Below are 25423 nucleotides of genomic sequence, written 5' to 3' on the forward strand. Positions count from 1 at the left end.
CCTTGCCGCCCGGCCCATCACGGAGACAGACATGAGAGAAATCCGCATCCGCCTTCTGTGGCACAAACAGGCCCAGTTCGCGGGCTATCTGCTGGCCGAACAGCTGGGCCTCGGCGAGGATGCCGGGGTCCGGATCGTCTGCGAGGGGCTGGATTTCTCGTGCAAGCACGTCAACGCCGTGTTGACCGGCAAGACCGAGATGTGCGTGGCCAGCCCGGCGCATCTGCTCGAATCCGCTGACCCCGCCGCGCTGCGCTGGCTGATGGCGATCCAGCAGGAAAGCCCGCTGGTCTATCCCGCCCGCCGCTCGGACGGCATCGCCACGCTGGCGAATCTTGCCGGCAAGAGCGCCGGTGTCTGGCCGGGCCACGAGGATCTGGAACTGCGCTGGATGCTGGCGCGCGCGGGCCTGCCCGATGATGCGGTGACCCGCGTCGAGATGCCCGATACCGTCGGCCCCTTTCTCAACGGCGAAACCGCGACCGGGCAGATGACCTGCTATCACGAGTTGCACATGGTCGAGCATGCCATCGGCACCGAGGACCTGGTGGTATTCGACGGCAAGGCAAGCAGCAGCACCATCCTCAAGGACGGGTTGATCGCCTCGGCGAAACTGGTCGAGGACGAACCGGAGGTGGTGCAGGCCGTGGTGGATGCGGTGCTCGAGGGCTGGACCATTGCCTTTGACGAACCCGAACGCGCCATTGCCGCCGGTCTTGCCGCGCGGCCCGACCGCACCCGGGACGAGGAGGCGGCGCAGCTTGCCGCCATCCGGGCGCTGTCGCTGACCGGGGCCACCCTGAGCGAGGGGCTGGGCTTTCCCGATCCCGCGCATATGGCCAACGTCGTGACCGCGATGCAGGAGTTGGGCGAGCCGGTGCCGGCCATCGAAGGCCTGCGCGATCCGCGCTTCTGGCTGGCGGCGCCACAGCGGTTCCGCCGGTCCGAATGGGAGGCGTGATGTGATCCCCCTCCCGCAAAGCGCAGAGGTCATCGTGGTGGGCGGCGGCATCGTCGGCCTGTCGGTGGCGCTTGCGCTGGCGCAGGCGGGGGTGAAACCGCTGCTGCTTGAGGCGAAGAGTTTCGGCGGCGCCGTCACCGGTGGCAGCCTTGCCGCGATCGGTACGCATATGCACGGGCTGGCGGAGTTTGCCGTCATGTCCCATGCCTGTGACCTCTGGCGCGATCTGGCGGCGCGCACCGGCAACCCGTTCGAGCACAACCCGCAGGGGCAGATCGGCTTCATCCGCGATGACGAGGGATTGGAGAGCGGCGCCGCCTGGGTCGCCGAAGAGCGTGCGTTGGGCGCCGAATGCCGGATGCTGACCCCCGCCGAGGTGAGCGAGGTCGAACCGCATCTGACCGGCCCCCTGCTCGGCGCCACCTTCGCGCCGGATACGGCGACCGTGAACCCCTTTCTTGCCGCCCGCACGGTGCTGGCCGAGGCCCGCGCCGCCGGCGCCGTGGCGCTGGATCACACCCCCGTTGCCGCCCTGCTGACCGAGGCTGGGCGCATCAACGGGGTGCGCATGGCGGATGGCACCGAGATCGCGGCAGGCCAGGTGGTACTGGCCGCCGGCCCCTGGTCGCAGGAGATCGGCGCGAGTGTCGGCATCGACCTGCCTGTGGTGCCACGCCAGGCGCAGTGTCTTGCCACGCTGCGTCAGCCGGCGGGCACGATCACCCGTGTCGTCACCGCGGTGGAAAGCCGCGGCGGGGTGGCCAGCGGCTATACCCAGATCCAGCAGGCGACCTCCGGCCAGATCCTGTTCAACACCGTCGTCGATTTCATCGACACCCCGCCCGGGGCCAAGGACAGCATCCGCGAGGTGCCCTCGGGGTTCGTGCTGTCCTCGATCGACACGCTGACCATGCTGTTCCCCGCGCTTGCCGAGATCCCGTTGCTGCGGTCCTGGGTGCGGTTCGAGGCGGTCTCGCCTGACTCCCGTTTCCTTGCAGGTACGCTGGAGCGGGACGGGCTGTGGATCTGCGCGGGCGACAATGGTTCGGGCTATTGCCGGTCCTTGATGCTGGGCCGCTTCCTCGCGGGTGAGATCACCGGGGCGCCGGTTCTGGACGCGGCGCTGCAGAGGGACGCCCGCACCCTCTATGACCCCGCCCGGCACGGGAGGGCGGCATGAACACGGTCGAGATCCTGCTTGACGGTCATCCCGTCGCCTGCCCCGAGGGCCTGCCCTTGACCGAGGTGCTGATGTCGCGTGCGCCGGGTTGGCGACAGAGTCCCAAACTGGGCGCGGCGCGGGGCATGTTTTGCGGCATGGGGCTGTGTTTCGAATGCGTGGTCGAGGTTGATGGCGCATGGTCCCGCGCCTGCCTTGAACGCATCCGGGCGGGCATGGTAGTGCGCACCGCGCGGGCAGGGGAGGGCGAGCCATGAGCGCGGAGCATCTCTCGTGTGACCTGGCCGTCGTGGGCGCTGGTCCGGCCGGACTGGCCGCCGCGCGTGTCGCCGCCGCGGCCGGGGCGCGGGTGATCTGCCTTGATGCTTTCGCGCAGCCCGGCGGACAATACGCGATGCAGCCGACCCAGGGCGACAGCGCCTTTGCCGACACCGCGCAGGTGCGCATGGGACGGGACGCGGCCAAGGCGGCGCGCGATGCCGGTGTCGAGATCCTCTGCGGGGCCGAGGTGTTCTGGGGCGCCCGGGTGTCGGGCGGATTTTGCCTGTCGGTGAACCGGGGCGGCCACTCGCTGGTCGTCGAGGCCCGCGCGCTGGTGGTCGCCGCCGGCGCCATGGAGCGCCCCTTGCCGTTCCCCGGCTGGACCCTGCCCGGCGTGATCGGCGCAGGGGCGGCGCAGCGGCTGCTCAAGACCGGAACCGGCGCGCTGCCGCTACCCGGCAAGGCGGTGCTGGCCGGCAGCGGGCCGTTCCTGCTGGCGGTCGCGCAGAGCTTTGCCAAGGCCGGCCAGAGGCTGGATCAATTCGTCGAGATGCAGACCCCGTCCGTTCCGGCAATCGCGGCGCTGTTCGCCGCGCATCCCGGCAAACTGCCCGAGGCCCTGCGGCTGGCGCTGGATCTGCGCAAGACGGGGGCCGAACGCCACAGGGGGCACATGGTCACCCGCGCGTTGGGAACCGACCGGGTCGAGGCGGTCGAGATCGCGCCGATTGGCTCCTCCGGCGCGCCCGACATGACCCGGGCGCAGATCACCGACGGCGTCGGCACGCTGGCCATCGGCTATGGCTTTCAGCCGGTGGTTGACCTGACCACGGCGCTGGGCGCGGCGCATGACTTTAACGCCGACCTGGGCGGCTGGCATTGCCGCTCCGATGCGCGGGGGAGGACAACCGTTCCCGGCGTCTGGGCGGCGGGCGAGACGCTTGGCATCGGCGGTGCCGTCCCAGCGCGGCTGTCCGGCCGCATCGCGGGCGGCGCGGCGGCGGCGGCATTGGGCTTTGCCGAACCGGACCTCGGCGCCGAGCAGCGCGCCCTGCACAAGGCCCGCGCCTTTGCCGCGGGGCTGGCCGCGCTCTTCCCGGCGCCGGCGGACCTGCCGCTTGAGCTTTCCGGCGACACGCTGATCTGCCGCTGCGAGGATGTGCTTGTGGATGACATCGCGCAAGCCATTGCCGAGGGTGCGCGGGAGAGCTTTGCCGTCAAGACCTGGACCCGCGCCGGCATGGGCCCCTGCCAGGGCCGGATCTGCGGTGCCGGCATCGCCGCGGCGCTGGCGCGGGCGGGGGTGCCCGCCGAGACGGCCTCTTACAACCGCGCCCACCTGCCGCTGCGCCCGGTGCCCTTGCCGCTGGTGCGCGCGACCATGGCCGCCCAGACCAAGATGGAGAAACGCGCATGACCACCATGTCCACCATAGCCACCCCGCAGTTCTGCCAGGGGCGCCATGTCGCGCTGCGGCTGAAGCCCGGCGAAGAAGTGTTGGGGACGCTGCAGGATTTCGTCGTGCGCCACGGCATCAAGGCCTGCACCATCGTCTCGTCGGTGGGCTCGCTCACCCATGCGGCGATCCGCTATGCCAACCGCCCCGAGACCACCCGGCTGGAGGGGCATTTCGAGATCTGCTCGCTGATCGGCACGCTGGAATGCGCCGCCCCGGGCGAGGCGCTGAACGGGGCCGGACCCGATGCGCAAGGCGGCGCGCATGTGCACCTGTCGATCTCGGACGGTGAGGGCAAGATGATCGGTGGCCACATGATGCGCGGTTGCCGTGTCTACACGACCCTCGAATTGGTGCTGCTGGTGCTGGACGGCCTGTCCTTCACCCGTGAGCCCTGCGACGCCTCGGGATACTCCGAGCTCGTCATCCGCGCGGATTCCCCGCGCGGCAAGACCCAAGAAGACCAAAAAACACCTTAACAACAGGGACCAAGGACAGATGAAACTCGATACCAAATCTCTCGTGCTGATGGCCGTGGCCATCGTCATCAACGTGGTGGTCGGCCAGATCGCCGTGTGGATCAAGCTGCCGCTTTACGTCGACGCGGTGGGCACCGTGCTTGTCGGCATCCTTGCCGGGCCGTTCGCCGGCGCGCTGACCGGCCTGCTGACCAACCTGATCTGGGGCCTGATCTCGGACCCGGTCGCCGCTGCCTTCTTCCCGGTGTCGCTGGCCATCGGCCTGCTGGCCGGCCTTCTTGCCCGTGCGGGGTGGTTCAAGTCCATCGGCATGACCATTGCCGCCGGCGTGGTCATCGCGATCGTGTCGACCATCGTGGCGGTGCCGATCATCGTCTACATGTTCGGCGGCGTCACCGGCGCGGGCACCGATTTTGCCACCGCCTACCTGCTGGCCGTGGGCCAGGAACTGGTGCAGTCCGTGGCCATCGCGAACCTGGTGCAGAACCTCGCGGACAAGATCCTCACCTGCCTCATCGCCTGGGTGATCGTGAAGCGCCTGCCGCTGCGCTTTACCTCGGGCTTTGCCTTCTACGGCCACTCGAAGGCCTGACCCATGGCCGTCGCGCATCCCTCCGGGGCGGATCACGCCCTGCTCTTCGTCCCGGGCCAAAGCGTCATGCACCGGCTCAACCCGCTGACCAAGCTCACCTGTGTGCTCTGGGTCGCGGTGGCCGCCTTCGCGCTGCCGCCGCAGGGGACGATCCCGCTGGCGCTGGTTGCCATTGCGACCGGCATCTTCGCGGGGGCGGGCAAGGTGTTTGCGCGGCGGCTGATCCTTACCCTGGTGCCGCTGTCGCTGGCACTGTTCGTGGTCCACGGGATTCTCGTGGACCACGCCGGGGATCGCACCGTGATCCTTGGCCTCGACCTCAGCCACGACGGGCTGGCCTATATGGTGCGCATCCTCGGGCGGATCGCGGCGCTGCTTTCGGGCTCGCTGCTATTCGTCTGCACGACGCATCCGGCGCGGCTGCTCAAGGCGCTGGACGCGCATCGGTTTCCCCCCGGCATGGCCTATGTCATCGCCAGCCCGCTGTTGCTGCTGGAGCCGTTCACCCAGCGGGCCCGCGCGATCCGCGAGGCGCAGATGGCCCGTGGCCTGAACCTCGAGGGCAGCTTCCTGGCCCGGGCCAAGGCCTTTCCCGCGCTGCTGATGCCGCTGGTGACGCTGGCGCTGGCCGACATCGACCATCGCGCGCAGGTGCTGGACGGGCGCGGCTTCCGCGCCATGCCGCACCGCACCGTGCTGGACGCACCGCGCGACAGCACCGCGCAGCGGGTGGCGCGCTGGGTCATCCTCATTTCCATTCCCTTTCTGATCGCCGGAGGCATCCTGTGGCATTGATCGAGGTCGATCACCTGACGTTCGCCTATGACACCCGACCCGTGCTGGAGGAGGTGACGCTTGCCGTCGCGCCCGGCGAAAAGCTGGCGATCCTTGGCGGCAACGGCTCGGGCAAGAGCACGCTGGCGCAGTGGATCGCGGGCTGGCTGCCGCGCGGTACTTTCGCGGCCAGTGCCGGCGGCGTGAACATCGAGGGCCGGCCCTGGGACGAGCTTGACGATGCGACCCGCGCCGGGACGGTGCAATTCGTCGGCCAGGTGCCGATGCAGCAACTGTCGGGCTTTGCCTTTACCGTGCGGGACGAGATCGCCTTCGGTCCCGGCAACCTGCAACTGCCCGAGGCCGAGATCCGCGCCCGCGTCGATGCGGCGGTCGCGGCCTGCAACCTGTCCCACCTGCTGGAGCGTGACCCGTTCTCGCTCTCGGGGGGCGAGCAGCAGCGGCTGTCCATCGCGGCGGCGCTGGCGATGCGGCCGCGTGCGCTGGTGCTGGACGAACCGACCGGCAACTTCGACCCGGAATCGCGCGATGCGCTGTTGGCGCAGATGGCGAAACTGCCGGCAGAGCTGGCCATCGTCTGGTGCGACGTGACGCTGGGCGTGCCGCTGGCCGTGGCACAGCGCTTCGTGCTGCTGGACGCGGGGCGCATCGCCTATGACGGCGATGCGGCGGGGCTGCTGGCGCATCCGCGCACGGCGGAGATCTTCGGCCTGCCGGCGGTGGCCGAGGCGGCGTTGATGCTGCGGGCGCAGGGGCTCTGGCCAGAGGGGGCCGCGATCAGCGCGGACGCCGGGCAGGTGGCCGCCGTGCTGCGCCCGATGCTGGCGGAGGCGGCACGATGAGCCCGATCCTGACGCTCGACGCGGTGCAGTTCGGCTACGATCCGGCCAAGCCGGTATTGCAGGACATCTCGTTCCAGGTGCACCCCGGAGAGGTCGTGGCCGTGGTGGGGCGCAACGGGGCCGGCAAATCCACCATGTTGCGCCTGCTGAACGGGTTGCTGCGGCCCGGTTCGGGCAGGGTGACCATCGCGGGCAAGGACGCGGCCGATCTCAAGGTCAGCGAGATCGCCGCCCATATCGGCACCGTGTTCCAGGCACCGGAGCAACAGATATTCAACGCGACGGTGCGGAGCGAGATCGCCTTTGGCCCCGCGCAATCGGGGCTGAGCGCCGAGGTGCAGCAGTGCCGCATCGACGCGGCGGTGCAGCGCACTGACCTCGGCGAGGTGCTCGACACCCATCCGCTGGACCTGGATGCGGCGATGCGGCGGTTCGTGGCGGTGGCCTCGGTGATCGCCTGCCAGCCGGACCTGATGCTGTTCGACGAGGCGCAGCGCGGGCTCGACGCCACCCGCCGCGCCCTGCTGGGTCGCATCATCGCCGAGGAGAAATCCGCCGGTCGCGCCATCGTTCTGGTCTGTCACGACATGGATTTCGTTGCCGCCCACGCCGACCGGGTGCTGGGGCTGGCGGAGGGACGCCTCGCGGTGGATGCCCCCGTGCGCGACTTTTTCGCCGATGCCGAGGCGACGCGCGCGGTCTCGGTCGAGCAGCCCGGCATCGTGGAACTGGCGCAGGCGCTGGGTCAGCCGGTGGCGGTGAATGCCGCCGAACTGGTGGCGACGCTGGCGAAGAAACTTAAAGGAGGGGCGTGAATGCGGCTCATCATCGACACCGATACGGCGGGGGACGACGCCTTTTCGATCCTGCTGGCGCTGAAGGCGCCGCATGTCACGCTGGAGGGCATCACCATCTGCAACGGCAACGTGCCGTTCGACCAGCAGGCGGAGAACGCGCTTTACACGCTGGAGGTCGCCGGTGCCGGTGGCACCGTGCCGCTGTACAAGGGCTGCCTGCGCCCGATGCTGCGCACGCCGGTGGACGCCACCGAGTTCTTTGGCGCTGACGGCATGAGCGACGCGCATTTCCCGCTGGCGAAACAGCGTCCCGAGGCGGGCCATGCGGTCGATTTCCTGATCGACACGATCATGTCGAACCCCGGCGAAATCGAGATCCTCGCGCAGGCGCCGCTGACCAACATCGCGACCGCCTACGTGAAAGAGCCGCGCATCGCCGAAAACCTCAAGCACCTGTGGGTGATGGGCGGGCTCGACAATTCCCTCGGCAACACCACGCCGGCCTCGGAGTTCAACTTCTACGTCGATCCCGAGGCGGCCAAGATCGTGGTCAACGCGGGCTTCAAGCTGACGCTTTCCACCTGGACGCTGACGATGAAGTCCGGCCTGTTGCCGGACGAGTCGCTGCGGGTGATCGAGGCGATGGATACACCGCTCTCGCGCTTTTTCATGGCGATCAGCCAGGCGCCGTTCAAGCGCACGGAAATGCGCTATGGCCGGCCGCTCTCGACCCACCCCGACAGCCTGACCTGTGCCTGCGCCATCGACCCTTCGCTCATGCTCGAAACCGCCGACTGCCTTGTCGACGTCGAGACGCAGGGCGAGCTGACCCGCGCCTATTCCTCGATCTGTACGCCGCTGACCCCGGACGAGGCGGAAATCGACTTTCTCTGGCCCTCGGCCCCGGCGAATGCCCGGGTGATCCGCAAGGCCGACACCCAACGCTTTGCGCAGATGCTGATCGCGGCGCTGGCGGACTGACAGGACAGCCACATGACCAAGGATTCAGACACCGAGATCCGCAACCGCTATTTCGACACGCTGTTCAGCGACGAAAAGCTCATCTGGATGGGGCAGAACACCAACCACATCCCGGCGCATCCGGCGGTGACGCAGGCGATGATCGGCTCGATCACCAAGGGCGAATACAACGCCTATGCCCCGCCGCTCGGGTTCGAGGCGCTGCGCAAGGCCATCCTGGACGACCTCGGTGTCACCGGGCGCGCGCTGGTGACAGAGGGCGGCGTCAACGCGCTGGCGACGCTGGTGCGGACCAAGGTGCACGCGGGCGATACCTTCGTGACCTCGGACCCGACGTGGAAGTGGCCCGGCCTCTTTGCCACGCAGGCCGGCGCCGAGGTGATCGAACTGCCGATCTTCGGCCCCGAAACCGGCTACAAGCTGACCCCCGAGGTGCTGAGGGCCAATGTCGACGCGCGCTGTGCGCTGATCTACCTGGTCGATCCCAACAACCCGCTGGGCACCACCTATGACGCCGACGAACTGGCGCAGTTCATCGAGATCGCGAAATCCGTGGGCGCGCTTCTGGTCCATGACTGCACCTATCGCGACTTTGCCCCCGACCACGTGCCGGCCATGCGCATCGACCCGGTGAACGCCGTCTGCACGGTGAGCTTTTCCAAGTGGCTGGGCCTCGCGGGCATGCGCATCGGGGCGCTGGTCGGATCCGAGGCGCTGATCGACGAATGCGCCGCCTTTTCCAGTTCGATCCTCGGGGCGGGTGTCGTGGCACAACGGGGCGCCATGGCCGGGCTCGAGGTCAAGCCGGAGTGGATGCAGACCGTGCGCGCCATCAACACCGCCAACCAGCAGATGATCCGCGAGGCCGTGGCCCGCGTCGAGGGGCTGGAGCTGCTGATCTGGCCGAGTTTCGCCAACTTTCTCTGCATCGGCACCAAGGCATCCGGCGTCACCCCCGAACAGATCGTCGAGGCCTTTCGACAGGAGGGCGTGATGATCCGGCAGGGCCGATATCACACCGCGCGGTTCGGCGCGGGCTTCATCAAGGTATCAACCACCGTGCCGGAAGCATGGGCGCAGCGCTTTTGCGATCTGCTGCCCGAGATGATGACCAAGGCGCGCGGGCTGACCGACGTTCCGGCGCTGTTCTGAAGGAAGACGACCATGCATATCACCACCAAGGACGGCGTGAAGCTTTATGTCGAGGAGGCGGGGCAGGGCACGCCGATCCTCTTCATCCACGAATTCGGCGGCAACTATGACGCCTGGGAGCCGCAGATGCGCCGCTTTGCCCGGCGCCATCGCTGCATCACCTACGCGGCGCGCGGCTATCGGCCGTCGGACGTCCCGACCGACATCGAACAGTATTCCCAGCGCATCGCCGTCGAGGATGCGCTGGCGGTACTCGACGGTTTGGGCATCGAGAAGGCGCATATCGTGGGGCTGTCGATGGGCGGTTTCGCCACCGCGCATTTCGGCCTGATCGCGCCCGAGCGCGCCTTGTCGCTGACCATCGCCGGCACCGGCTATGGCGCAGAGAAGGAATTCGAGGAGTATTTCAGGGGCGTCTCGCTTTCGGTGGCCGACAACTTCGAGACCAAGGGCGCCAAGGCGTTCTCGAAGATCTACGCCGAGGGCGCCAGCCGCGTGCAGTTCCAGAACAAGGACCCGCGTGGCTGGGCCGAGTTCGCACAACGGCTGTCGACCCATGACGACCTCGGCGCGGCGCTGACCATGCGCGGCGTGCAGGCGCGGCGGCCGTCGCTCTATGACCTCGAGGCCGAGTTCGCCCGGATGGAGGTGCCGACGCTGGTGATGGCCGGCGACGAGGACGACCACTGCATCCAGACCTCGATCTACCTGAAAAAGACCATTCCCGCCTGCGGACTCGCGATCTTTCCCAAGACCGGCCACACGCTGAACCTCGAGGAGCCCGAGATGTTCAACGCCTTGCTTGCCGAGTTCCTGGCCCAGGTCGAGGCAGGCGCCTGGACGGCGCGCGACCCGCGCGCCGACCCCGGCCAAGTGATGCGCACGTCATGAGCGGACCGGCGGTCGATGGAGACAGGCTCTGGTCCCGGCTCATGCAGATGGCCGCGATCGGCGGCTTTGACGGCGGCGGGGTCAACCGGCAGGCCCTGTCGGACGAGGATCATGCCGCTTGGGCGCAGATGATCGCCTGGGGCGACGAGATCGGGCTCGAACCCTCGACCGATGCTGCCGCCAACCTGTTCCTGACCCTGCCGGGCAGCGATCGCAGCCTGCCGCCGCTTATGGCGGGCTCGCATCTCGACAGTCAGCCGACCGGCGGGCGCTTTGACGGCGTGTTCGGTGTGCTGGCCGCGCTTGAGGCGGTGACCGCCATGGCCAAGGCCGGGCACCGTCCCGCCCGCGACATCGTCGTGGTGGCCTGGATGAACGAGGAAGGCTCGCGTTTCGCGCCGGGCATGATGGGCTCCGAGGTCTTTGCCGGCGTCCGGAGCCTCGAGGCGGTCCGGGCGGCGAAGGATGCCGAGGGCCTCCTGTGCGGCGACGAGATCGACCGCATCCAGGCGGCCTTTCCGAACCTGGCCGAGCGGGTGCCCTTCGTGCCCGAGGCCTATGTCGAACCGCATATCGAGCAAGGTCCGGAACTGGAGGCGGCGGGGGTGCCGATCGGCGTGGTCAGCGGCATCCAGGGCAAGATCACCAGCGAGATCACCCTGACGGGACAGGCGGGCCACGCGGGCACCGAACCGATGCAGGCCCGAAAGGACGCGGTGATGGCCTTTGCCCGTGTCGCGTCCGAGCTTCAGCAGCAGGTCGGCCTGTCGGATCCCGACATCCGGTTTACCATCGGACGGGTCGAGGTCACGCCGAACGCGCCCTCGGTCATCGCGCGCGAGGTCCGGTTCCGCACCGACCTGCGGCACCCGTCCAACGACGTGCTCGATGCCGCCGCAGCCCGCATTCGGGCGGTCGTGGCGCGCGCGGCCGCACCCTGCGAAGGGCATGTGCAAGAGCTGGTGAACGCCCCCTCCAACAGCTTTGATCCGGTGCTTCAGGCGCGCATCTGCGCCGCCGCGGACGCGCATGGTCACGGCCATCGCCGCATGGCGTCGGCGGCGGGGCATGACGCGCGCCACATCGCCCGGGTCTGCCCCTCGGCCATGATCTTCATTCCCTGCAAGGACGGCATCAGCCACGACCCGTCGGAAAGCGCGACGCGCGCGGACGTGATCGCCGGGGCCGAGGTGCTGCTTGACGTGTTGCTGGCGTCCGAAAAAGGCATGTGATGCGCATCGCGTTGCTGTCTCACTGTCTGGCGAACCAGAATGCCAAGGTCGCGGAGTACGAGGTGGCGCCGGGGGCTTTGTCCCCGGTGCTCGCACTTTTGCGGGCCGAGGGGTTCGTGATCCAGCAGATGCCCTGCCCGGAAATGACCTTTCTGGGCTGTTCGCGCTGGTGGCAGGTCCGGGCGCAATATGACACGCCGGGCTATCGCCGGCATTGCCGCACGGTCGCGCAGTCGGTTGCCGATGTGCTTGCGGCGCAAGGCGGGGAAGCCGGCGGCGATCTGGTGTTTCTCGGTGTCGACGGCTCGCCCTCCAGCGGGGTCGGGATCACCGACGATGGCCCGGGGTGGGGCGGACGCCCGGAATCGAAGGAGGTGCGGCTGATACCCGGTCGCGGAGTCTGGACCGAGGTGCTGGTCGAGGTGCTGCACGCCCGCGGGTTGCCGGTGCCGCGGATGATCGGACTGGGGACCGAACTGCCCGGATACGACAGCGATGCCGATCTGAACCGGCTGCGGGACTTTCTGCGGAACCCGGACTGGCAGGAGGCGAAGGTGGATACGCCCGCTGATCCCGCCGATGACGCGGGCGCGGTACCGGCGGTCATTCGCAGTCGCAAGGTGCTGGTGGTTCCCGCCGATGCGCTTGACGGGACCGCGCCCCTTGCGCCCTTCACCGATGCGGGTTGGGGGCTGCTTCAGATGCCGCCTGCCGGGATGCCGGAGCCGCAACGTCAGCAGGCGCAAACCCTGGTCGCGGATCAGGTCGAGGATTACCGGCGCAACGAATACGAAATGGCCGCCCCGGCCGATGCCGATCTGGGTGGGTTGGACACAGAGCTCTTGCGGCGGGGCATGGCACCGCTTGCGCGTGTCGCGCCCCCGGGATTGTCCGATTCCATGGCGTGATTGTACGATCCTTGTTCCAACCGGGGGGGCGGCAAAGGCCAATGCCACCAGCACCAAGGCGATGAACCTGCGTGAAAACGCGCTGGCGGTGAAGGAGGAGCAGTGGATCGACGTTCTGGGCGTCCCGGACGCGTATTACACGCGCTTCATCGATTCCCAGGACGAGGTCATCAAGAAGTACCTCGCGGCCGATGAATCTTTGCCAAGGTCTACAAGTCGCAGGAGGCCGTTGCCGACCTGGTCTATCCCTATCACGCGCGGGTGGTGACCCTGCACCGCAACGTGGTCGAGGGCGCCGAGGCGGCCCGTAACAAGTAACCCCGTTCGGGTTGGTGCGGGCCGGCGGGCGGGTCCGTCTTTCGGGTTGCCAGGTGGGTGTCGCGGCCTGTCCCCGGCGATCTAGCGCAAGGCTTCGGCGATCTCGCCCGCATGGCGGTGCAGGATTTCGACCAGACGCGGGTAATCCGGGCTCGAGATCACGCTCATCGGCTCTGAAAGCCCGAGGGCGGCTTCGGCGCTGCCCAAGGGGCCGACCGGCACCGAGATGCCGACTGCGCCCGCTTCGAACTCGGCCTCGACGATTGATGCGCCGCTGTCGCGGATGGCGTCAACCTCGGCGGCGATCCGATCCCGATCCATGAGGGTTTCCGACGTGAACCGCTCGATCGGCAGGGTTTCGATCATCTCTTTCGCCCATGCCTCGTCGCCCCAGGCCAACAGCATCCGTCCGATCGACGTGCTGAGCAGGGACAGGCGGCTGCCCACGGTGAAGCCGAAGGTATAACGTGCGTTCTGTTGCGAGGATTGGGCCACGTAGACCGCCGCGGCGCCATCGCGCATCGCCAGGCTGACGCTGTAGCCCAGTTCGCGGGCACAGAGTTCCATCAGGGGTTGGACCCGCCGCCCGAACTGGTTTCCGCGCAGGAACCCGCTGCCCAGGACCAGGACACGCGGGGTGAGCGAATAGCGGTTCTCGTCCTTGCGGACATATCCCAGATGAACAAGCGTCAGCACCAGTCGGCGCACGGCGGCGCGTTCGATCTTGGTCAGGCGGGCAATGTCGGCGAGGGACAGCCGGTTGTGGGCTTCGTCAAAGGCGCGGAGGACCGTCATGCCCTTCATGAAGGTCAGCGAGATGTCTTTGGTTGGAATTTCCGGCTGCACGTTTCTCATCCCGCCCTTCGACGCCCAAACATTGGGCGCAACATGTTCTTTCCAACTTATTGCCTCGTGAAACCTTGGCCCGCAAGGAGAGGCTGCCTTGACAGGGCAAAAGTAAATTAACCATACGGTGTATTATCGAACAAATGGAACAAATCCACGCGGCGGCATGGAAATGCCCACAGCCCGTCCAACAACGGAGACCCCCCAAACATGCTGAGAACTCTCACCGCATCCGGTGCAGTTGCCCTTGCCCTTGCCACCTGTTCGCAGGCGGACACGCTGCGCTATGCGCATTTCATGTCCGCCAACAGCTGGCAGAACCAGGTCATCTTCGAGGATTGGGCCGCCGCCGTCGAGGCCGAGGCCGGCGAGGACCTGGATGTTCAGGTTTTTCCCGCTCAGACATTGGGCAAGGCGGTTGCCGGGTATGACAATGCGGTCATGGGGATCGTGGATATCGCCTGGGCCGTTCCGGGCTATACCGCAGGGCGCTTTCCGTTGAGCCAGATCATGGAGCTTCCGGGCCTGTTCAAGACCGGCGCGGTGGGATCCTGCGCGTTCCAGAAACTGTATGATTCCGGCGCTTTGGACAGCGAGTATGACGACACCCATGTGCTGTTCGTCCACACCCATGATCCGGGCCACCTGCATACCGCTGACACGCCGGTGCGCAGCCTTGACGACATGAAGGGGCTGAAGCTGCGCCGCCCGACACAGGTCGTGGGCGACCTGCTGACAAATCTCGGGGCCGAGCCGGTCGGAATGCCCGCGCCGAACACCTACGAGGCGCTGCAACGCGGTGCGATCGACGGTTACATGCTGCCTTGGGAAAGCGTCGAAAGCTTCCGCCTGGCCGAGTTGTCGAACTATCACACGGTTTTCGGTTTTTACGCGCTGGCCTTTGTCACCACCATGAACAAGGCCAAGTACGAGGCCCTCTCGCCCGAGGCAAAAGCGGCCGTGGATGCCAACAGCGGGATGAAATGGGCGGTGACCGCCGGTGGTGGATATGACGAGGCAGGGGCCAAGGTGCTGGCCGAGTTGCGCGAGAATTCCACCGTGATCGACCTGTCCGAGCAAGAGCGCGCGGCCTGGAACGAGGCGGCGCAGAAAGCCTCGGACAGCTATATCGCGGCGCTGGATGCGCAGGGCCTGCCCGGCACGCAGACCTATGCCGCGGTGCAGGGATATGTCACGGAATGCGAGGCCGAGCTGAACTGAGCCCGAGCCACACGATGATCCGGCGGGCCGCCTTGTGCGGCCCGTCGTGCCCTGTCTTCAACCAACGGGACCACAGATGATGACAGCGACGATCCGACGGGTTGCCCGCGTGATGGAGAACGCCTGCCTGCTCATCGGGGCGGTTTGCCTGCTGTACATGGTGTTCGTCGTCGGCTTCAACGTGCTGGCGCGGATCATCTTCGACGCCACCGATACCGCCGTGAACCTGATGATACCGGGGGCCATCGAACAGGTGTCCTACCTGCTGGGGCTTATCGCGCTGGCGGCGCTGTCGGCGTCGATGGCCAAGGGCATGATCGCGGTCGACTTCCTCGTCGGTCGCCTGCCGGAACTCTGGCAGGCGCTGGTGGCGCGTCTTTGGTTCATCGGCATCCTGGCCTTCGCGCTGGTTCTGTGCTGGCTGTTCTACGAGGACATGCTGGCAACCTTTGCACGCGGCGAGGCAACGCAGGATCTGCGGCTGCCGATGTTTATCATTCACGGGCTCTATGCGGTCGAATGCCTCGCCCTTGCAGTGATCGCGCTGCGCGAGGCGCTGACCAACGATGGCCAGCACGCGGAGCTTTCCTGATGACCCCCTTGATGATCGGCTATGTCTCGATTGCCGCGATGTTCGTGATCGTGATCCTCGGTGCGCCCATCGGGTTGGCGATGATCGCGGTGGGCTTTGCCGGGTTTTCCGCCATTGTCGGCATGACGCCGGCGCTAGGCGTGCTGAAAACCGCAACCTTCGAGACCATCACCAACTATTCCTTCACCCTGATCCCGTTGTTCCTGCTGATGGGCAACCTGATCTCGCGCTCGGGGGTGGCCTCGGACCTGTTTCGCGGCGCGCTGTTGCTGACACGCGGTTGGGCCGGGGGGCTGGCGGCGGCGGGCATGACCGCGAGCGCGGTGTTCTCCACGGTCTCCGGCTCGTCGCTGGCGACGGCCTCGACCATGACCCGGGTGGCCTACCCGGAGATGAAGGCGCATGGCTATGACGCGCGGCTGGCGACCGGGTCGCTGGCGGCGGGCGGTACGCTGGGCATCCTGATCCCCCCGTCCATCGCGCTGATGCTTTACGCGTTGATCACCGAGCAATCGGTCGGAACCATGTTCCTGGCCGGTATCCTGCCCGGCGTGCTGGCCTTTGTCCTGTATATCGTGACGATTCTGCTGATGGCCCGGATCTGGCCCCCCGATGCCACCGCCGTGCCGGCGCTGCCGATAGACGAGCCGGCGCCCGCCGGGCGGTTCGAGATCCTGCGTCTGTTCGCCCCCGCCCTTGTCCTGTTCGGGCTGGTCATGGGGGGGCTTTACGGCAACTTCTTCACCCCGACCGAGGCTGGCGGCGTCGGGGCGGCGCTGGCGTTGATCTTTGCGTTGTGGCGGCGGGTGCCACGGGGCGACCTGGTCGCGGCTTTTGTCGAAACCATCGTCACCTGCGGGTCGATCTTCCTGATCCTGATCGGCGCCGAGGTGTTCGGGTTCGTCCTGTCCACGTCGCAACTGTCCAACGCCCTTGTCGATTTCCTGAGCGGCAGCGGCTTTGGGAACTGGCAGGTGCTGTTCGCGATCCTGATCTTCTACGTGGTGTTGGGCTGCTTCATGGAAAGCCTTGCCATGATCCTGCTGACCGTACCGATTTTCTTTCCCGTGGTCCTGGCCAACGGGTTCGATCCGATCTGGTTCGGGGTCATTGCCGTCGTTACCGTGGAGCTGGGAATGATCACGCCACCGGTGGGAATGAATCTGTTCATGGTCAAAAGTGCCTCTCGGGGGACACCGCTGTCCACGATCATGACGGGGGTCTTGCCGTTCGTGGTGACCGACATCATCCGGCTGGGCATCCTGTTGGCGTTCCCGGCGATCTCGCTTTTGCTGACCGGGCGGCTTTAACATGACTCTGAATTTTCGGACGGACCTCTTGCGGCCCGTTCGGGGGCGTTAGGAAGGCTTACGAATGACATCTACTTTTCAGACACGGATCGCGGCAGGCCGACTGGCACAGGACGGGCTGCTGAGTGACGCGGCGATACAAGAGGCTGCCGCGCTGTTGGAGCGAACCGAAACCAGCGCGCTTGAAACGGTGCGCGTGGTCTTTGCCGACCAGCACGGGTTGCTGCGTGGCAAGACGGTGACCGCCGACAGCCTTGCCTCGGTGTTCCGGTCCGGTCTGAACCTGCCGAGCACCCTGTTGCTGAAAGACACCTCGAACCGCACGGTGTTCCCGATCTGGGATGGCCGCACCCCCGGGGTCATGGCGACGATGGCCGGCGCGGGGGACATGTTGCTGGTGCCCGATCCGTTCAGTTTTCGGGTTCTGCCGTGGTCGCCGCATTCGGCGTGGCTGTTCTGCGATCCCTATACTCGCGACGGACAAACGCTGCCCTTTGCGCCGCGTCCCGTCCTGCGACGTGCGGAGGCGGCCCTGGAGGCCAAGGGGCTGGCGCTGACCGTCGGGCTGGAGGTCGAGTTCCACGTCTTCACGCGCAAGCAGGATCCGCTGGGTCACCAGCATGCGGGAATGCCGGGCCAGCCGCCGCAGACCGAATTGCTGGACCAGGGGTATCAATACCTGTCCGAGGCGAATTACGACCGGTTGGAACCGGTGATGGACATGCTGCGGCGCCATGCGCAGGCGCTTGGCCTGCCGGTGCGGTCGACCGAGGTGGAGATGGGGCCGAGCCAGTTCGAATTCACCTTTGAACCGGCCGGGGCGATGGCGCATGCGGACAACATGATCATGTTCCGCACCATGGTCAAAGAGGTCTGCGCGCGCGAGGGGCTGCATGCCACGTTCATGTGCCGGCCAAAGACCGAGAACAGTGCCTCCAGCGGCTGGCATCTGCACCAATCGCTGACCGATGCCGACGGCAACAACCTGTTCATCCCCGACCAACACGGCAAGCTGACCGAGCAGGCCAGCGCGTGGATCGCGGGGCTGTTGGCCCACGCGCAGGAAAGCTGCCTGCTGACCACGCCCACGGTGAACGGATACAAGCGGTATCAACCGTTCCAACTGGCCCCGGACCGGATCGAATGGGGCTATGACAACCGGGGCGCGATGGTGCGGGCGCTGATGGCGCCGGGCGATGGCGCAAGCCGGGTCGAGAACCGGGTGGCCGAGCCTGCCGCCAACCCCTATTTCTATTTCGCCTCGCAACTGCTGTCGGGGCTGTCCGGGCTGGACAAGGGCCTGAGCGCCCCCGACCCGGTCGAGAACCCCTATGACAATGACGCCGTGGCGCTGCCGCCCAGCCTGATCGCTGCGATCGAGGCCTTCGAGGGTGGCGATCTGTACCGCGAGGCCCTGGGGGCGGATTTCGTGGATTACATGTCGACCCTGAAACGGGCCGAGTGGAAGCGATACCTCAGCACGGTGACCGAGTGGGAACAGACCGAATATTTCGGGATCTTCTGACCATGCCGCATGTGGTGATCGAATATCACGCCGAGGACGGCATCGACCCGGACGCGGTGTTGCACACCGCCCTCGAGACCGCCGCCGCCAGCGGGGTGATGCAGCGCGCGGATATCAAGGTGCGGCTCCTGCCGTCCGAGGCGATCCTGTTCGGAGACGGGCGGCGGTCCTTTATCCATGTCACGATTTCGCTGCTGGCAGGCCGCACGCCGGAGGCCAAGCTGGCGCTGGCCGAGGCTATGACGACGGGGTTGCGTGCGACCTGCCCGGATATCGAGGCGATCAGCACCGATATCCGCGATATGGATCCGTTCTGCTACAAGAAATCCCTGCGGTCGCCGCCCCCGGCGTAAACGTCGGGGTCAGGCCGAGAAGGAGCGCAGGCGACGGGTGTCGGCCACGAGGGCCGGAACCTGCGCCAGCACCTCGCTTGCGGGTATTCGCTTGGGGTCGGGGCCGGGGGTGGCCGACAGGCCGAAGCCGGTCAGATAGGCCGGCTCGCCCAGCCGGATATCGGCCGGCAGCGCGGCCTCGGCGCGATCGTCCAGCCAGCGCCAGTCACCGGTTCCGATCAGCGTGAACGCCGCCGTATCCGGCCCGCCCGCGCGGGTCACGGTCAGAAGCATGCTGTCGATCACGCCGGCGTATCCCTCGCGCAGGTGCAGCGGCACCGGCGCGTCAGGGTCCAGCCCCTCGATCTCCATGATCGGGGCGTGGCACAGAACCAGCCACGCCCAGATGAAATCGTGGCGCGCCATCATTTGGCGCACCGACTCCTTCAGGGTGAAATACCCGTCCAGGATATCATGAAACGGCTCTGCGCTTGCGCCCGGCCTGTCTGCGATCATACCGTGGCGTCCCAGGGCGCGGCGCGGCGACGCTCCATGTCCGCGGCGACGCTTGCGGCCAGCCAATCGTCACTCTCGGCGATCGAGTCGTTGGACAAGGGGCCGACGATCTGCGGCGTGTCCTGCCGGTCCTGCATCGGGAGCCGCTCTTCATGGCCGGTTTCGATGGCCTTGATGGCTTTGCGCAACATCAGCCGATAGCGGATGATCGCGGCGTCACCGCGCCCAAGGTGTTCGCGTGTGCGGTCCTGGATGGCGCCCATGCTTTCGACGGCCCATTGGTCGTGCACGTTGATATCCATCCCCATGCCCGTGTAGGTCAGAGATTTCTGCTCTTCCGGGTCATAATGATAGTTGTTGGCCTGGTTCTTGAGCGGCGCATAGTCGGGAAGGCGGTGTTCCTTGAGCCGCTGTTCGCGCATCAGCTCCTTGTTCACCGGGTTCTGAAAGCTGGTGAACATGGTGTACCAATAGCAGTTCTCGTCATCGACGGGGACGTGCCACTGGGTGATGATCATTTCGCGCGACATCGGGATGGAGATGGCCGAGGGGAAAACCTGGTTGGTGACCCGCACATGGGTCAGGCCGTTCTTCATGTGCCGCAACGACGTGATCTTCAGTCCGAACGGGGTTTCGTCGACTTCAATGTCGGGGCGCGGGTATTCGCGCAGCACCTGCGTGATCGGCATGTCGGTATTGGCCGCCTTGTCGCGGAACTGCTTGCCGTAGCCTTCGCTGGGGTCTTCGTCCTGCAGGAACCGGTGCAGGAAGGAGGCGTGGCTGGGGTCGATCCCGATCTCGAGGGCCTGCAGCCAATTGCATTCCCACAACCCCTTGAACGCGAAGACATGGCTTTCCGGGGCGCGGAAGCAGTCGAAATTCGGAAAGGCCGGCGGATCGCCCGCGCCGAGATAGGCGAAGTAGATCCCGTTCTTTTCGACCACCGGATAGACCGGCGCCCCCTCGGGCACGCGGATGTCGTCCCGGTCCGGGTGATGGGTGGGGGCCTCGTCCGGGTCGGCCACGCGCGCGGTCAGGACAAGCTCTCCGGTCGGGGCGCGCAGCAGTACCAGCCGTTCGCCCAGGAGGTTGACCGGCAGCATCGGGTCATCGCCGGTCACCTCATCCGTCAGGGCCGCCGGTTGCCAGTACTTTCGATGCACGGCCCCGGCGGCGGTGTTCGGGCCGATGCGAGTGATCTGGTCGTTCAGTTTCTGGGAGATCATGCGTGGGGTCCTTTTGAAGAGGGTCAGGCCGTGGCAGAGGCGGTTGCGATGGCGGGCGGGGTGCCCTCGCCGTTCCAGGCCAGGATATCACCATCCCGTTCCACCACCGTATAGCTGGGCAGTCGGATCGCCTTGTACATGGTCGAATCCTCGGGTTCCGCCGGCTGTTCGGTGCATTGGCCATTGCGATCGAAATGCCAGCCATGGAAGGGACAGCGCAGCCCGTTGTTTTCATGTCTTCCATAGCAGAGGTCGGCGCCGCGATGGGGGCAGTGCCGGCCGATCAGGCCCAACTCGCCCTCTTCGTCGCGAAACAACACCAGAGCCTGTCCGAATGCCGTCACCGGGATCACGGGCCGGGGGCCCTGCAGGGCGTCTGCGCGGGCGATCTTGACCCAGGTCGATGGCTGATCCTCGGGGGTGGGCGATTGGCTCATGTATCTTTCCTTTGCCAGATTTACGAGGCAGCAGCGGCCGCCATCGGGCGTTGATTTTGGTCTATAATCGACCATACGTGCTTTAATCAAACTTTCCATTGATTTTCCCCGCGGTCAATGCAAAAGGTCGGGCCAGCAAGCTGGAAAGAGTGCACGTCAGTGAGAATGACAGGAAATCGCCACGCGCGGATCAAAAAAGCATCATGTGCCGGGGCGGGCCATGAGGGAAACCAAAGAGGGGCCGCATGAACGCCAAGATTGCGATTGTCGGCGCGGGCCCCTCGGGATGTTACACTGCGCAGGCCCTTTTGAAATGCGCGCCGGGGCTGGAGGTCGATGTCATCGACGCCCAGCCGACACCGTTTGGCCTGGTCCGATATGGGGTGGCGGCGGATCATCAGGGGACCAAGGGCGTCGCTCGGCAGTTTGCCCGGATCTTCACCCGGCAGGGTGCCCGTTTCCTCGGCAACCTCAGTATCGGCGACGAGACAACCGTTGAGGACTTGCGCCAGGCTTATGACGCCGTTGTCTTCGCGGCGGGGATGTCGGGCGATCGCCGGCTTGGCATTCCGGGCGACGATCTGGCGGGCGTCATCGGGTCCGGCGCCCTGACGCGGGCCTTGTATGAACACCCCGACGCCGGGCCGTTTCCCGTGCTGGGGGATACGCCGGTGATCATTGGTACCGGCAACGTGGCGATTGATATTCTGCGGTTGCTGGCTAAGACCCCCGAGGAGTTGCGCGGCAGCGACCTGGGGCCGGGGCCCAGCGCATGGCTGGCGGCGCAGAGGTTCAGGAAGATCACCGTTGTCGGCCGCTCCTCTGCCGCATCGGCGCGGTTTTCGCCGGTGATGATCAAGGAACTGGCAGACCTCGCGACCGTTGACTTGAGCGTGGTCTTTCCCGACCCCGACGGCGCAAGCGTTCTGAACACGGCCGTCACGTCAACCTCCGGTCCGCTTCCGGTCGAATTCCGGTTCGAGAGCCGGCCCGCTGCCCTCGAGAAAACCGGCGGTGGCCTGCACCTGCAGGTCGAGACACCGCAGGGGCGCGATACCATTGCCGCCTCTTCGGTCATTTCAGCCATCGGCTTCACGTCCAAGGGCACCCTGGATCGGGATGCCATCTTGCGGGCCGCCGATGAGCCCGATGGCGCCCGGGGGCGGGTCTATGCAACCGGCTGGTTCCGCAATGGCCCGGTCGGGGCAATCCCGCAGTGCCGCGAAGAGGCGCAGGCCCTCGCGCAGCGCATTCTGTCCGAGCTTCAGCCCGATCCCGATCGGGTTGGCCGGCAGCTGTTCGCACAGCACCCCGATATCGTCGACTTCGACCATTGGCAGCAGATCGACGCGCAGGAGGTTGCCGCCGCGCCGGCCGACCGCTGCCGCCAGAAAATTTCCCGCCGGGAGGAGTTGCTCCGCCCGTCCAACCTTCAGGATGCTTGAACCATGACCATCTCCATATTGTTCGGGACCGAGACCGGAAACGCCGAAATGCTGGCCGAGGATATCGCCGCGGCGCTTGAGGATGATCACGAAACCCGCATCGCCAATCTGCAGGACACCGGCGCGGAGGATCTGCGCGCGGCTGACCTGAGCATTATCGTGTGTTCCTCCTACGGCGACGGGGAACTGCCGGCCTCGGCGCAACCCTTTGCCGATCTGCTGCGGGCAGAGCAGCCCGATCTGGCGGGCGTGCAGTTTGCCATTTTCGGGCTGGGCGACACGGAATATGCCGAGACGTTTGGCCATGGGTCGATGAAACTGGCAGAGCTGCTGACCGAACGTGGCGCCACCCCGGTTGGCGAGCGCCTGGTCCATGACGCTGCGGGCGGGGATTTGCCCGAGGATATCGCGGTGCCCTGGGCCACTGCGATCCTGGCCGGTCGCGCCACCGCGTAGGAACGCCCTTACGCCGCGCGTGCATCCGGACAGCGCGATCCCACGCCGGGCCAGCCGCCCGCAGAGGTTGCTTGCGACCGGAGTGGCGGTCCCGCCCTCGTCATTCATCAGCCCTGCGATCCTCGCGGAGAGCGCCGCGATCGGTCTGCCGGAACCTGATCCGACGCGCTGCGCGGAAACACCCGACAACAGCGCCCCGTCGTCCTGTCGGCACGAATTCTCTGGAAATCGAATATGAGCCATTGTGCATATGCAGTCAGAGGCATATGTGGGGGTCATGCAAGAGATTCTGACCGCCATATCCGACCCGACCCGCCGCGCCGCCCTCAACCTGATCTGGGACGGGGGCGAGCATTGCGTCTGTGAACTGATGGCAAGGCTCGATGCCAGCCAGAGCCGGATGTCGCGCCACATGAAGGTGCTGCGCGAGGCGGGCCTCGTGACCGACCGGCGCGACGCGCAATGGGTCCGGTTTCGCCGCAACCCCGATCTCGCCCCGGACCTCGTGGCCATCATCGACGCGGTGTTGACCGTCGAACGCAAACTCGAAAGGAAGGTCGCATGACCGCTGAAACCCAAGATCCGACCCATGATCGCGGCGTACCCGACTGGGCATGGTATGCCGGTGTTCCCGTCGTGGGCGTTGTCCTTTACCTGCTCTACGGTCAGTTGATCCCGTTCTCGGAATGGGTCACCGGGCTGTTTCCGGTCGCGCGCGACAGCCATACCGGCCAGGCCATCGCATTTTTCTTCTATGACGTGCCGAAGGTGCTGCTCTTGCTGACCGGCATCGTCTTTGTCACCGGCGTGCTGCGCAGCTGGTTCAGTCCGGAAAAGACCCGCGCCATTCTGGCCGGCAAGCGCCAGATCTGGGGCTATCCGCTGGCCGCGCTGCTGGGGGTCTTCACGCCGTTCTGTTCCTGCTCCTCGGTGCCGCTGTTCATCGGCTTCGTCTCGGCGGGCATCCCGCTGGGGGTGACCTTTTCCTTCCTGATCGCCGGGCCGATGGTGGGGCCGGTGGGCTTGGGGCTGCTCTATGGCCTCGTCGGCTGGAAGATCGCCACCATCTACCTTGTCTTCGGCTTCACCATCGCCACCGTCTCCGGTTACGTGATGGGCAAGATGGGGCTGGAACGCTACCTGCAGGACTGGGTGCGCGAGATGAACGCCGGCCCCGTCGGCGACCTGCTCGAGGAGCGCATGACACTGGTGGACCGGCTGAAGGTCGGCTGGGAACAGGTGCGCGAGATCCTCGGCAAGGTCTGGGTCTGGGTGCTGGTCGGCATCGGCATCGGTGCCGCGATCCACGGGTACGTGCCCGAGGCAATGATGCTGAAGATCATGGGCGGCGAGGCCTGGTGGTCGGTCCCGGCGGCGGTGGTCGTGGGCGTGCCGATGTACACCAATGCCGCCGGCGTCATCCCGATCGTCGAGGCGCTTCTGGGCAAGGGCGCGGCGCTGGGCACCACGCTGGCCTTCATGATGTCGGTGATCGCGCTGTCGCTGCCCGAGATGGTGATCCTGAAACAGGTGCTGACCTATCGGCTCATTGCGATCTTCATCGCCGTCGTGTCGCTGGGGATTCTCGCCACCGGCTTCCTGTTCAACTTTCTCCTGTGACCCCTTGGTCGACCCTGCTCTATGAAAGGACACGATATGAAAACCGTCAAAGTCTACGGCCCCGGCTGCAAACGCTGCGAAGCCACCGAGGCCATGGTCAAACAGGCCGCGTCGAAACTCGGGATCGAGGTCGCGGTGGAAAAGGTCACCGATGCCAAATCCATCGCCATGGCGGGGGTGATGTCCACGCCCGGCCTCTCGGTCGACGGCAAGCTGGTCCATGCGGGCGGCCTGCCGGACGAGACCAAGCTGGAAGGCTGGCTGACCGCCTGACCCGGCGACGGGTTGCGCCGATGCCCCTGTCAGGTGGCGGCATCGGCGCACCGTCCCGATCTCATCTTTCAAGGACTTCCGCAGATGCTTGAATATCACGTCACCGCCCAGCGGATCGACAGCCACGGATCCGAGGCGCGGGCCAAAGAGGCGCGGATCGCGCTTGACACCGACATGGCGGGCCGGGCCGATGCCTTCAACCCCGCCGAGATGCTGTTGGCGAGCCTCGCCGCCTGCATCCTGAAGGGCACCGAACGGGCCATCCCCTTGCTGGAGTTCGATCTGCGCGGGATCGAGATCGCGCTTCATGGCATCCGCCAGGACAGCCCGCCCAAGATGGTACAGATCGATTACGAGATCGTGGTGGATACCGAGGAAACCGATCAGCGGCTCGCCCTGCTGCACCGCAATCTTCGGAAATACGGCACCATCTACAACACCCTGGCCGGCGCGGTCGAACTGTCCGGAACCATCCGCCGCAAGGGCTGAGCCTGTCCGGCGGCGGATCCGGTCAGCGGGTTAACGCCCAAAGGCCGGATCGTGGAACAACCCGGGAACGCTGATGCGGGAATCGTGGTATCCTCCGCCCAGTCAGCGGAGGATTCCATGCCTGTCGTGTCCCGCCCCAACCGCCCCACCCGCTTTATCCGGATCGTCGTCTACCATGTTCGCCGATGCTACAAGCAGTGTCGCCGAATGCAGCGCCGGGTGAATCGACTTCACTAGAGACTGCGCCCGCAAGCCACTCGGGCCGTCGCAGCGCCCGCCCAGAAAGAGGC

At 66.4% G+C, this 25423-nt stretch carries 30 protein-coding genes; 26 read left to right on the forward strand and 4 right to left on the reverse strand.

The annotated features are described in order from the left end of the window. Positions 1-31: 31 nt before the first annotated feature. The 15 genes from ABWV23_RS19885 (at position 32) to ABWV23_RS19955 (ending at position 12795) form a co-directional block, all read left to right on the forward strand. The gene (locus ABWV23_RS19885) at positions 32-961 is read left to right on the forward strand and encodes an ABC transporter substrate-binding protein (protein ID WP_353350968.1); all 930 of its coding nucleotides are present in this window, start codon (positions 32-34) and stop codon (positions 959-961) included. A gap of 1 nt (position 962) precedes the next feature. Then, positions 963-2141, forward strand: a complete 1179-nt coding sequence (locus ABWV23_RS19890; RefSeq protein ID WP_353350970.1) for an NAD(P)/FAD-dependent oxidoreductase — start codon at positions 963-965, stop codon at positions 2139-2141. Further along, the gene (locus ABWV23_RS19895; protein ID WP_353350972.1) at positions 2138-2398 is read left to right on the forward strand and encodes a (2Fe-2S)-binding protein; all 261 of its coding nucleotides are present in this window, start codon (positions 2138-2140) and stop codon (positions 2396-2398) included. Before ABWV23_RS19890 ends, ABWV23_RS19895 begins: the two co-directional genes overlap by 4 nt. Continuing rightward, positions 2395-3819, forward strand: coding sequence for an FAD/NAD(P)-dependent oxidoreductase (locus ABWV23_RS19900; RefSeq protein ID WP_353350974.1), 1425 nt, complete (start codon positions 2395-2397; stop codon positions 3817-3819). The genes ABWV23_RS19895 and ABWV23_RS19900 overlap by 4 nt, the downstream gene beginning before the upstream one ends. After that, positions 3816-4337 (forward strand): PPC domain-containing DNA-binding protein, encoded by a 522-nt coding sequence (locus tag ABWV23_RS19905; protein WP_353350976.1) that lies wholly within the window; start codon positions 3816-3818, stop codon positions 4335-4337. Before ABWV23_RS19900 ends, ABWV23_RS19905 begins: the two co-directional genes overlap by 4 nt. A 19-nt stretch (positions 4338-4356) precedes the next feature. Next, a complete protein-coding gene (locus tag ABWV23_RS19910; RefSeq protein ID WP_353350978.1) occupies positions 4357-4929 on the forward strand; it encodes an ECF transporter S component in 573 nt (190 codons plus the stop codon). A gap of 3 nt (positions 4930-4932) precedes the next feature. After that, positions 4933-5724 (forward strand): energy-coupling factor transporter transmembrane component T family protein, encoded by a 792-nt coding sequence (locus ABWV23_RS19915; protein ID WP_353350980.1) that lies wholly within the window; start codon positions 4933-4935, stop codon positions 5722-5724. Further along, a complete protein-coding gene (locus ABWV23_RS19920) occupies positions 5715-6566 on the forward strand; it encodes an energy-coupling factor ABC transporter ATP-binding protein (protein ID WP_353350982.1) in 852 nt (283 codons plus the stop codon). The genes ABWV23_RS19915 and ABWV23_RS19920 overlap by 10 nt, the downstream gene beginning before the upstream one ends. Next, positions 6563-7381, forward strand: a complete 819-nt coding sequence (locus ABWV23_RS19925; RefSeq protein WP_353350984.1) for an energy-coupling factor ABC transporter ATP-binding protein — start codon at positions 6563-6565, stop codon at positions 7379-7381. The genes ABWV23_RS19920 and ABWV23_RS19925 overlap by 4 nt, the downstream gene beginning before the upstream one ends. Then, a complete protein-coding gene (locus ABWV23_RS19930) occupies positions 7382-8344 on the forward strand; it encodes a nucleoside hydrolase (RefSeq protein WP_353350986.1) in 963 nt (320 codons plus the stop codon). It begins immediately after the preceding gene. 12 nt (positions 8345-8356) lie between these two features. Further along, the gene (locus ABWV23_RS19935) at positions 8357-9496 is read left to right on the forward strand and encodes a pyridoxal phosphate-dependent aminotransferase (protein ID WP_353350988.1); all 1140 of its coding nucleotides are present in this window, start codon (positions 8357-8359) and stop codon (positions 9494-9496) included. Positions 9497-9508: 12 nt separating this feature from the next. Continuing rightward, positions 9509-10387, forward strand: a complete 879-nt coding sequence (locus ABWV23_RS19940; RefSeq protein ID WP_353350990.1) for an alpha/beta fold hydrolase — start codon at positions 9509-9511, stop codon at positions 10385-10387. Beyond that, positions 10384-11619, forward strand: a complete 1236-nt coding sequence (locus ABWV23_RS19945; protein ID WP_353350992.1) for a hydantoinase/carbamoylase family amidase — start codon at positions 10384-10386, stop codon at positions 11617-11619. Before ABWV23_RS19940 ends, ABWV23_RS19945 begins: the two co-directional genes overlap by 4 nt. Next, entirely contained in the window at positions 11619-12527 is a 909-nt protein-coding gene (locus ABWV23_RS19950) for a hypothetical protein (RefSeq protein ID WP_353350994.1), read from the forward strand. The genes ABWV23_RS19945 and ABWV23_RS19950 overlap by 1 nt, the downstream gene beginning before the upstream one ends. Before the next feature lie 61 nt (positions 12528-12588). Beyond that, the gene (locus ABWV23_RS19955) at positions 12589-12795 is read left to right on the forward strand and encodes a hypothetical protein (protein ID WP_353350996.1); all 207 of its coding nucleotides are present in this window, start codon (positions 12589-12591) and stop codon (positions 12793-12795) included. A gap of 131 nt (positions 12796-12926) precedes the next feature. Here the strand turns inward: ABWV23_RS19955 and ABWV23_RS19960 are convergent, their stop codons facing one another. Beyond that, positions 12927-13640 (reverse strand): IclR family transcriptional regulator, encoded by a 714-nt coding sequence (locus tag ABWV23_RS19960; RefSeq protein WP_353350998.1) that lies wholly within the window; start codon positions 13638-13640, stop codon positions 12927-12929. A gap of 261 nt (positions 13641-13901) precedes the next feature. Here ABWV23_RS19960 and ABWV23_RS19965 point away from each other — a divergent pair, with 261 nt between their 5' ends. The 5 genes from ABWV23_RS19965 to ABWV23_RS19985 all read left to right on the forward strand — a co-directional run bounded on the left by ABWV23_RS19965 (position 13902) and on the right by ABWV23_RS19985 (position 18692). Beyond that, positions 13902-14912 carry a TRAP transporter substrate-binding protein gene (locus tag ABWV23_RS19965; protein ID WP_353351000.1) on the forward strand — a complete coding sequence of 337 codons (1011 nt, stop codon included), beginning with the start codon at positions 13902-13904 and terminating at the stop codon, positions 14910-14912. Positions 14913-14991: 79 nt separating this feature from the next. Next, positions 14992-15504, forward strand: coding sequence for a TRAP transporter small permease (locus ABWV23_RS19970; protein WP_353351002.1), 513 nt, complete (start codon positions 14992-14994; stop codon positions 15502-15504). Further along, on the forward strand, positions 15504-16814 hold the full coding sequence (locus tag ABWV23_RS19975) for a TRAP transporter large permease (RefSeq protein ID WP_353351004.1): 1311 nt from the start codon (positions 15504-15506) through the stop codon (positions 16812-16814). Before ABWV23_RS19970 ends, ABWV23_RS19975 begins: the two co-directional genes overlap by 1 nt. 64 nt (positions 16815-16878) lie before the next feature. Beyond that, complete coding sequence (locus ABWV23_RS19980) at positions 16879-18339, forward strand: glutamine synthetase family protein (protein WP_353351006.1); 1461 nt, start codon at positions 16879-16881, stop codon at positions 18337-18339. Positions 18340-18353: 14 nt separating this feature from the next. Continuing rightward, on the forward strand, positions 18354-18692 hold the full coding sequence (locus tag ABWV23_RS19985; protein WP_353351008.1) for a 5-carboxymethyl-2-hydroxymuconate Delta-isomerase: 339 nt from the start codon (positions 18354-18356) through the stop codon (positions 18690-18692). A 9-nt stretch (positions 18693-18701) separates the two neighbouring features. Here the strand turns inward: ABWV23_RS19985 and ABWV23_RS19990 are convergent, their stop codons facing one another. Genes ABWV23_RS19990 through ABWV23_RS20000 form a run of 3 tightly spaced genes read right to left on the reverse strand, consistent with a single transcriptional unit; the run spans position 18702 to position 20850 of the window. Further along, positions 18702-19187 carry a hypothetical protein gene (locus ABWV23_RS19990; RefSeq protein WP_353351010.1) on the reverse strand — a complete coding sequence of 162 codons (486 nt, stop codon included), beginning with the start codon at positions 19185-19187 and terminating at the stop codon, positions 18702-18704. Beyond that, positions 19184-20413 carry an aromatic ring-hydroxylating oxygenase subunit alpha gene (locus ABWV23_RS19995; RefSeq protein ID WP_353351012.1) on the reverse strand — a complete coding sequence of 410 codons (1230 nt, stop codon included), beginning with the start codon at positions 20411-20413 and terminating at the stop codon, positions 19184-19186. Before ABWV23_RS19995 ends, ABWV23_RS19990 begins: the two co-directional genes overlap by 4 nt. Before the next feature lie 23 nt (positions 20414-20436). Beyond that, positions 20437-20850: a Rieske 2Fe-2S domain-containing protein gene (locus ABWV23_RS20000; protein ID WP_353351014.1), complete on the reverse strand. Its 414-nt coding sequence runs from the start codon at positions 20848-20850 to the stop codon at positions 20437-20439. 245 nt (positions 20851-21095) lie between these two features. On the opposite strand from ABWV23_RS20000, the gene ABWV23_RS20005 reads away from it, so the two are divergent. The 6 genes from ABWV23_RS20005 (at position 21096) to ABWV23_RS20030 (ending at position 25133) form a co-directional block, all read left to right on the forward strand. Next, a complete protein-coding gene (locus ABWV23_RS20005) occupies positions 21096-22295 on the forward strand; it encodes an FAD-dependent oxidoreductase (RefSeq protein ID WP_353351015.1) in 1200 nt (399 codons plus the stop codon). A gap of 3 nt (positions 22296-22298) precedes the next feature. After that, positions 22299-22751: a flavodoxin domain-containing protein gene (locus ABWV23_RS20010; RefSeq protein WP_353351016.1), complete on the forward strand. Its 453-nt coding sequence runs from the start codon at positions 22299-22301 to the stop codon at positions 22749-22751. Between the two features lie 277 nt (positions 22752-23028). Then, positions 23029-23316, forward strand: coding sequence for an ArsR/SmtB family transcription factor (locus ABWV23_RS20015; protein ID WP_353351018.1), 288 nt, complete (start codon positions 23029-23031; stop codon positions 23314-23316). Beyond that, positions 23313-24371 carry a permease gene (locus ABWV23_RS20020; protein ID WP_353351020.1) on the forward strand — a complete coding sequence of 353 codons (1059 nt, stop codon included), beginning with the start codon at positions 23313-23315 and terminating at the stop codon, positions 24369-24371. Before ABWV23_RS20015 ends, ABWV23_RS20020 begins: the two co-directional genes overlap by 4 nt. 36 nt (positions 24372-24407) lie before the next feature. Next, entirely contained in the window at positions 24408-24644 is a 237-nt protein-coding gene (locus ABWV23_RS20025) for a thioredoxin family protein (RefSeq protein WP_353351022.1), read from the forward strand. An 84-nt stretch (positions 24645-24728) separates the two neighbouring features. Next, entirely contained in the window at positions 24729-25133 is a 405-nt protein-coding gene (locus tag ABWV23_RS20030) for an OsmC family protein (protein ID WP_353351024.1), read from the forward strand. The last annotated feature ends 290 nt before the right edge of the window (positions 25134-25423 follow it).

This window comes from Aquicoccus sp. SU-CL01552 (assembly GCF_040365005.1).
Classification (GTDB): domain Bacteria; phylum Pseudomonadota; class Alphaproteobacteria; order Rhodobacterales; family Rhodobacteraceae; genus Antarcticimicrobium.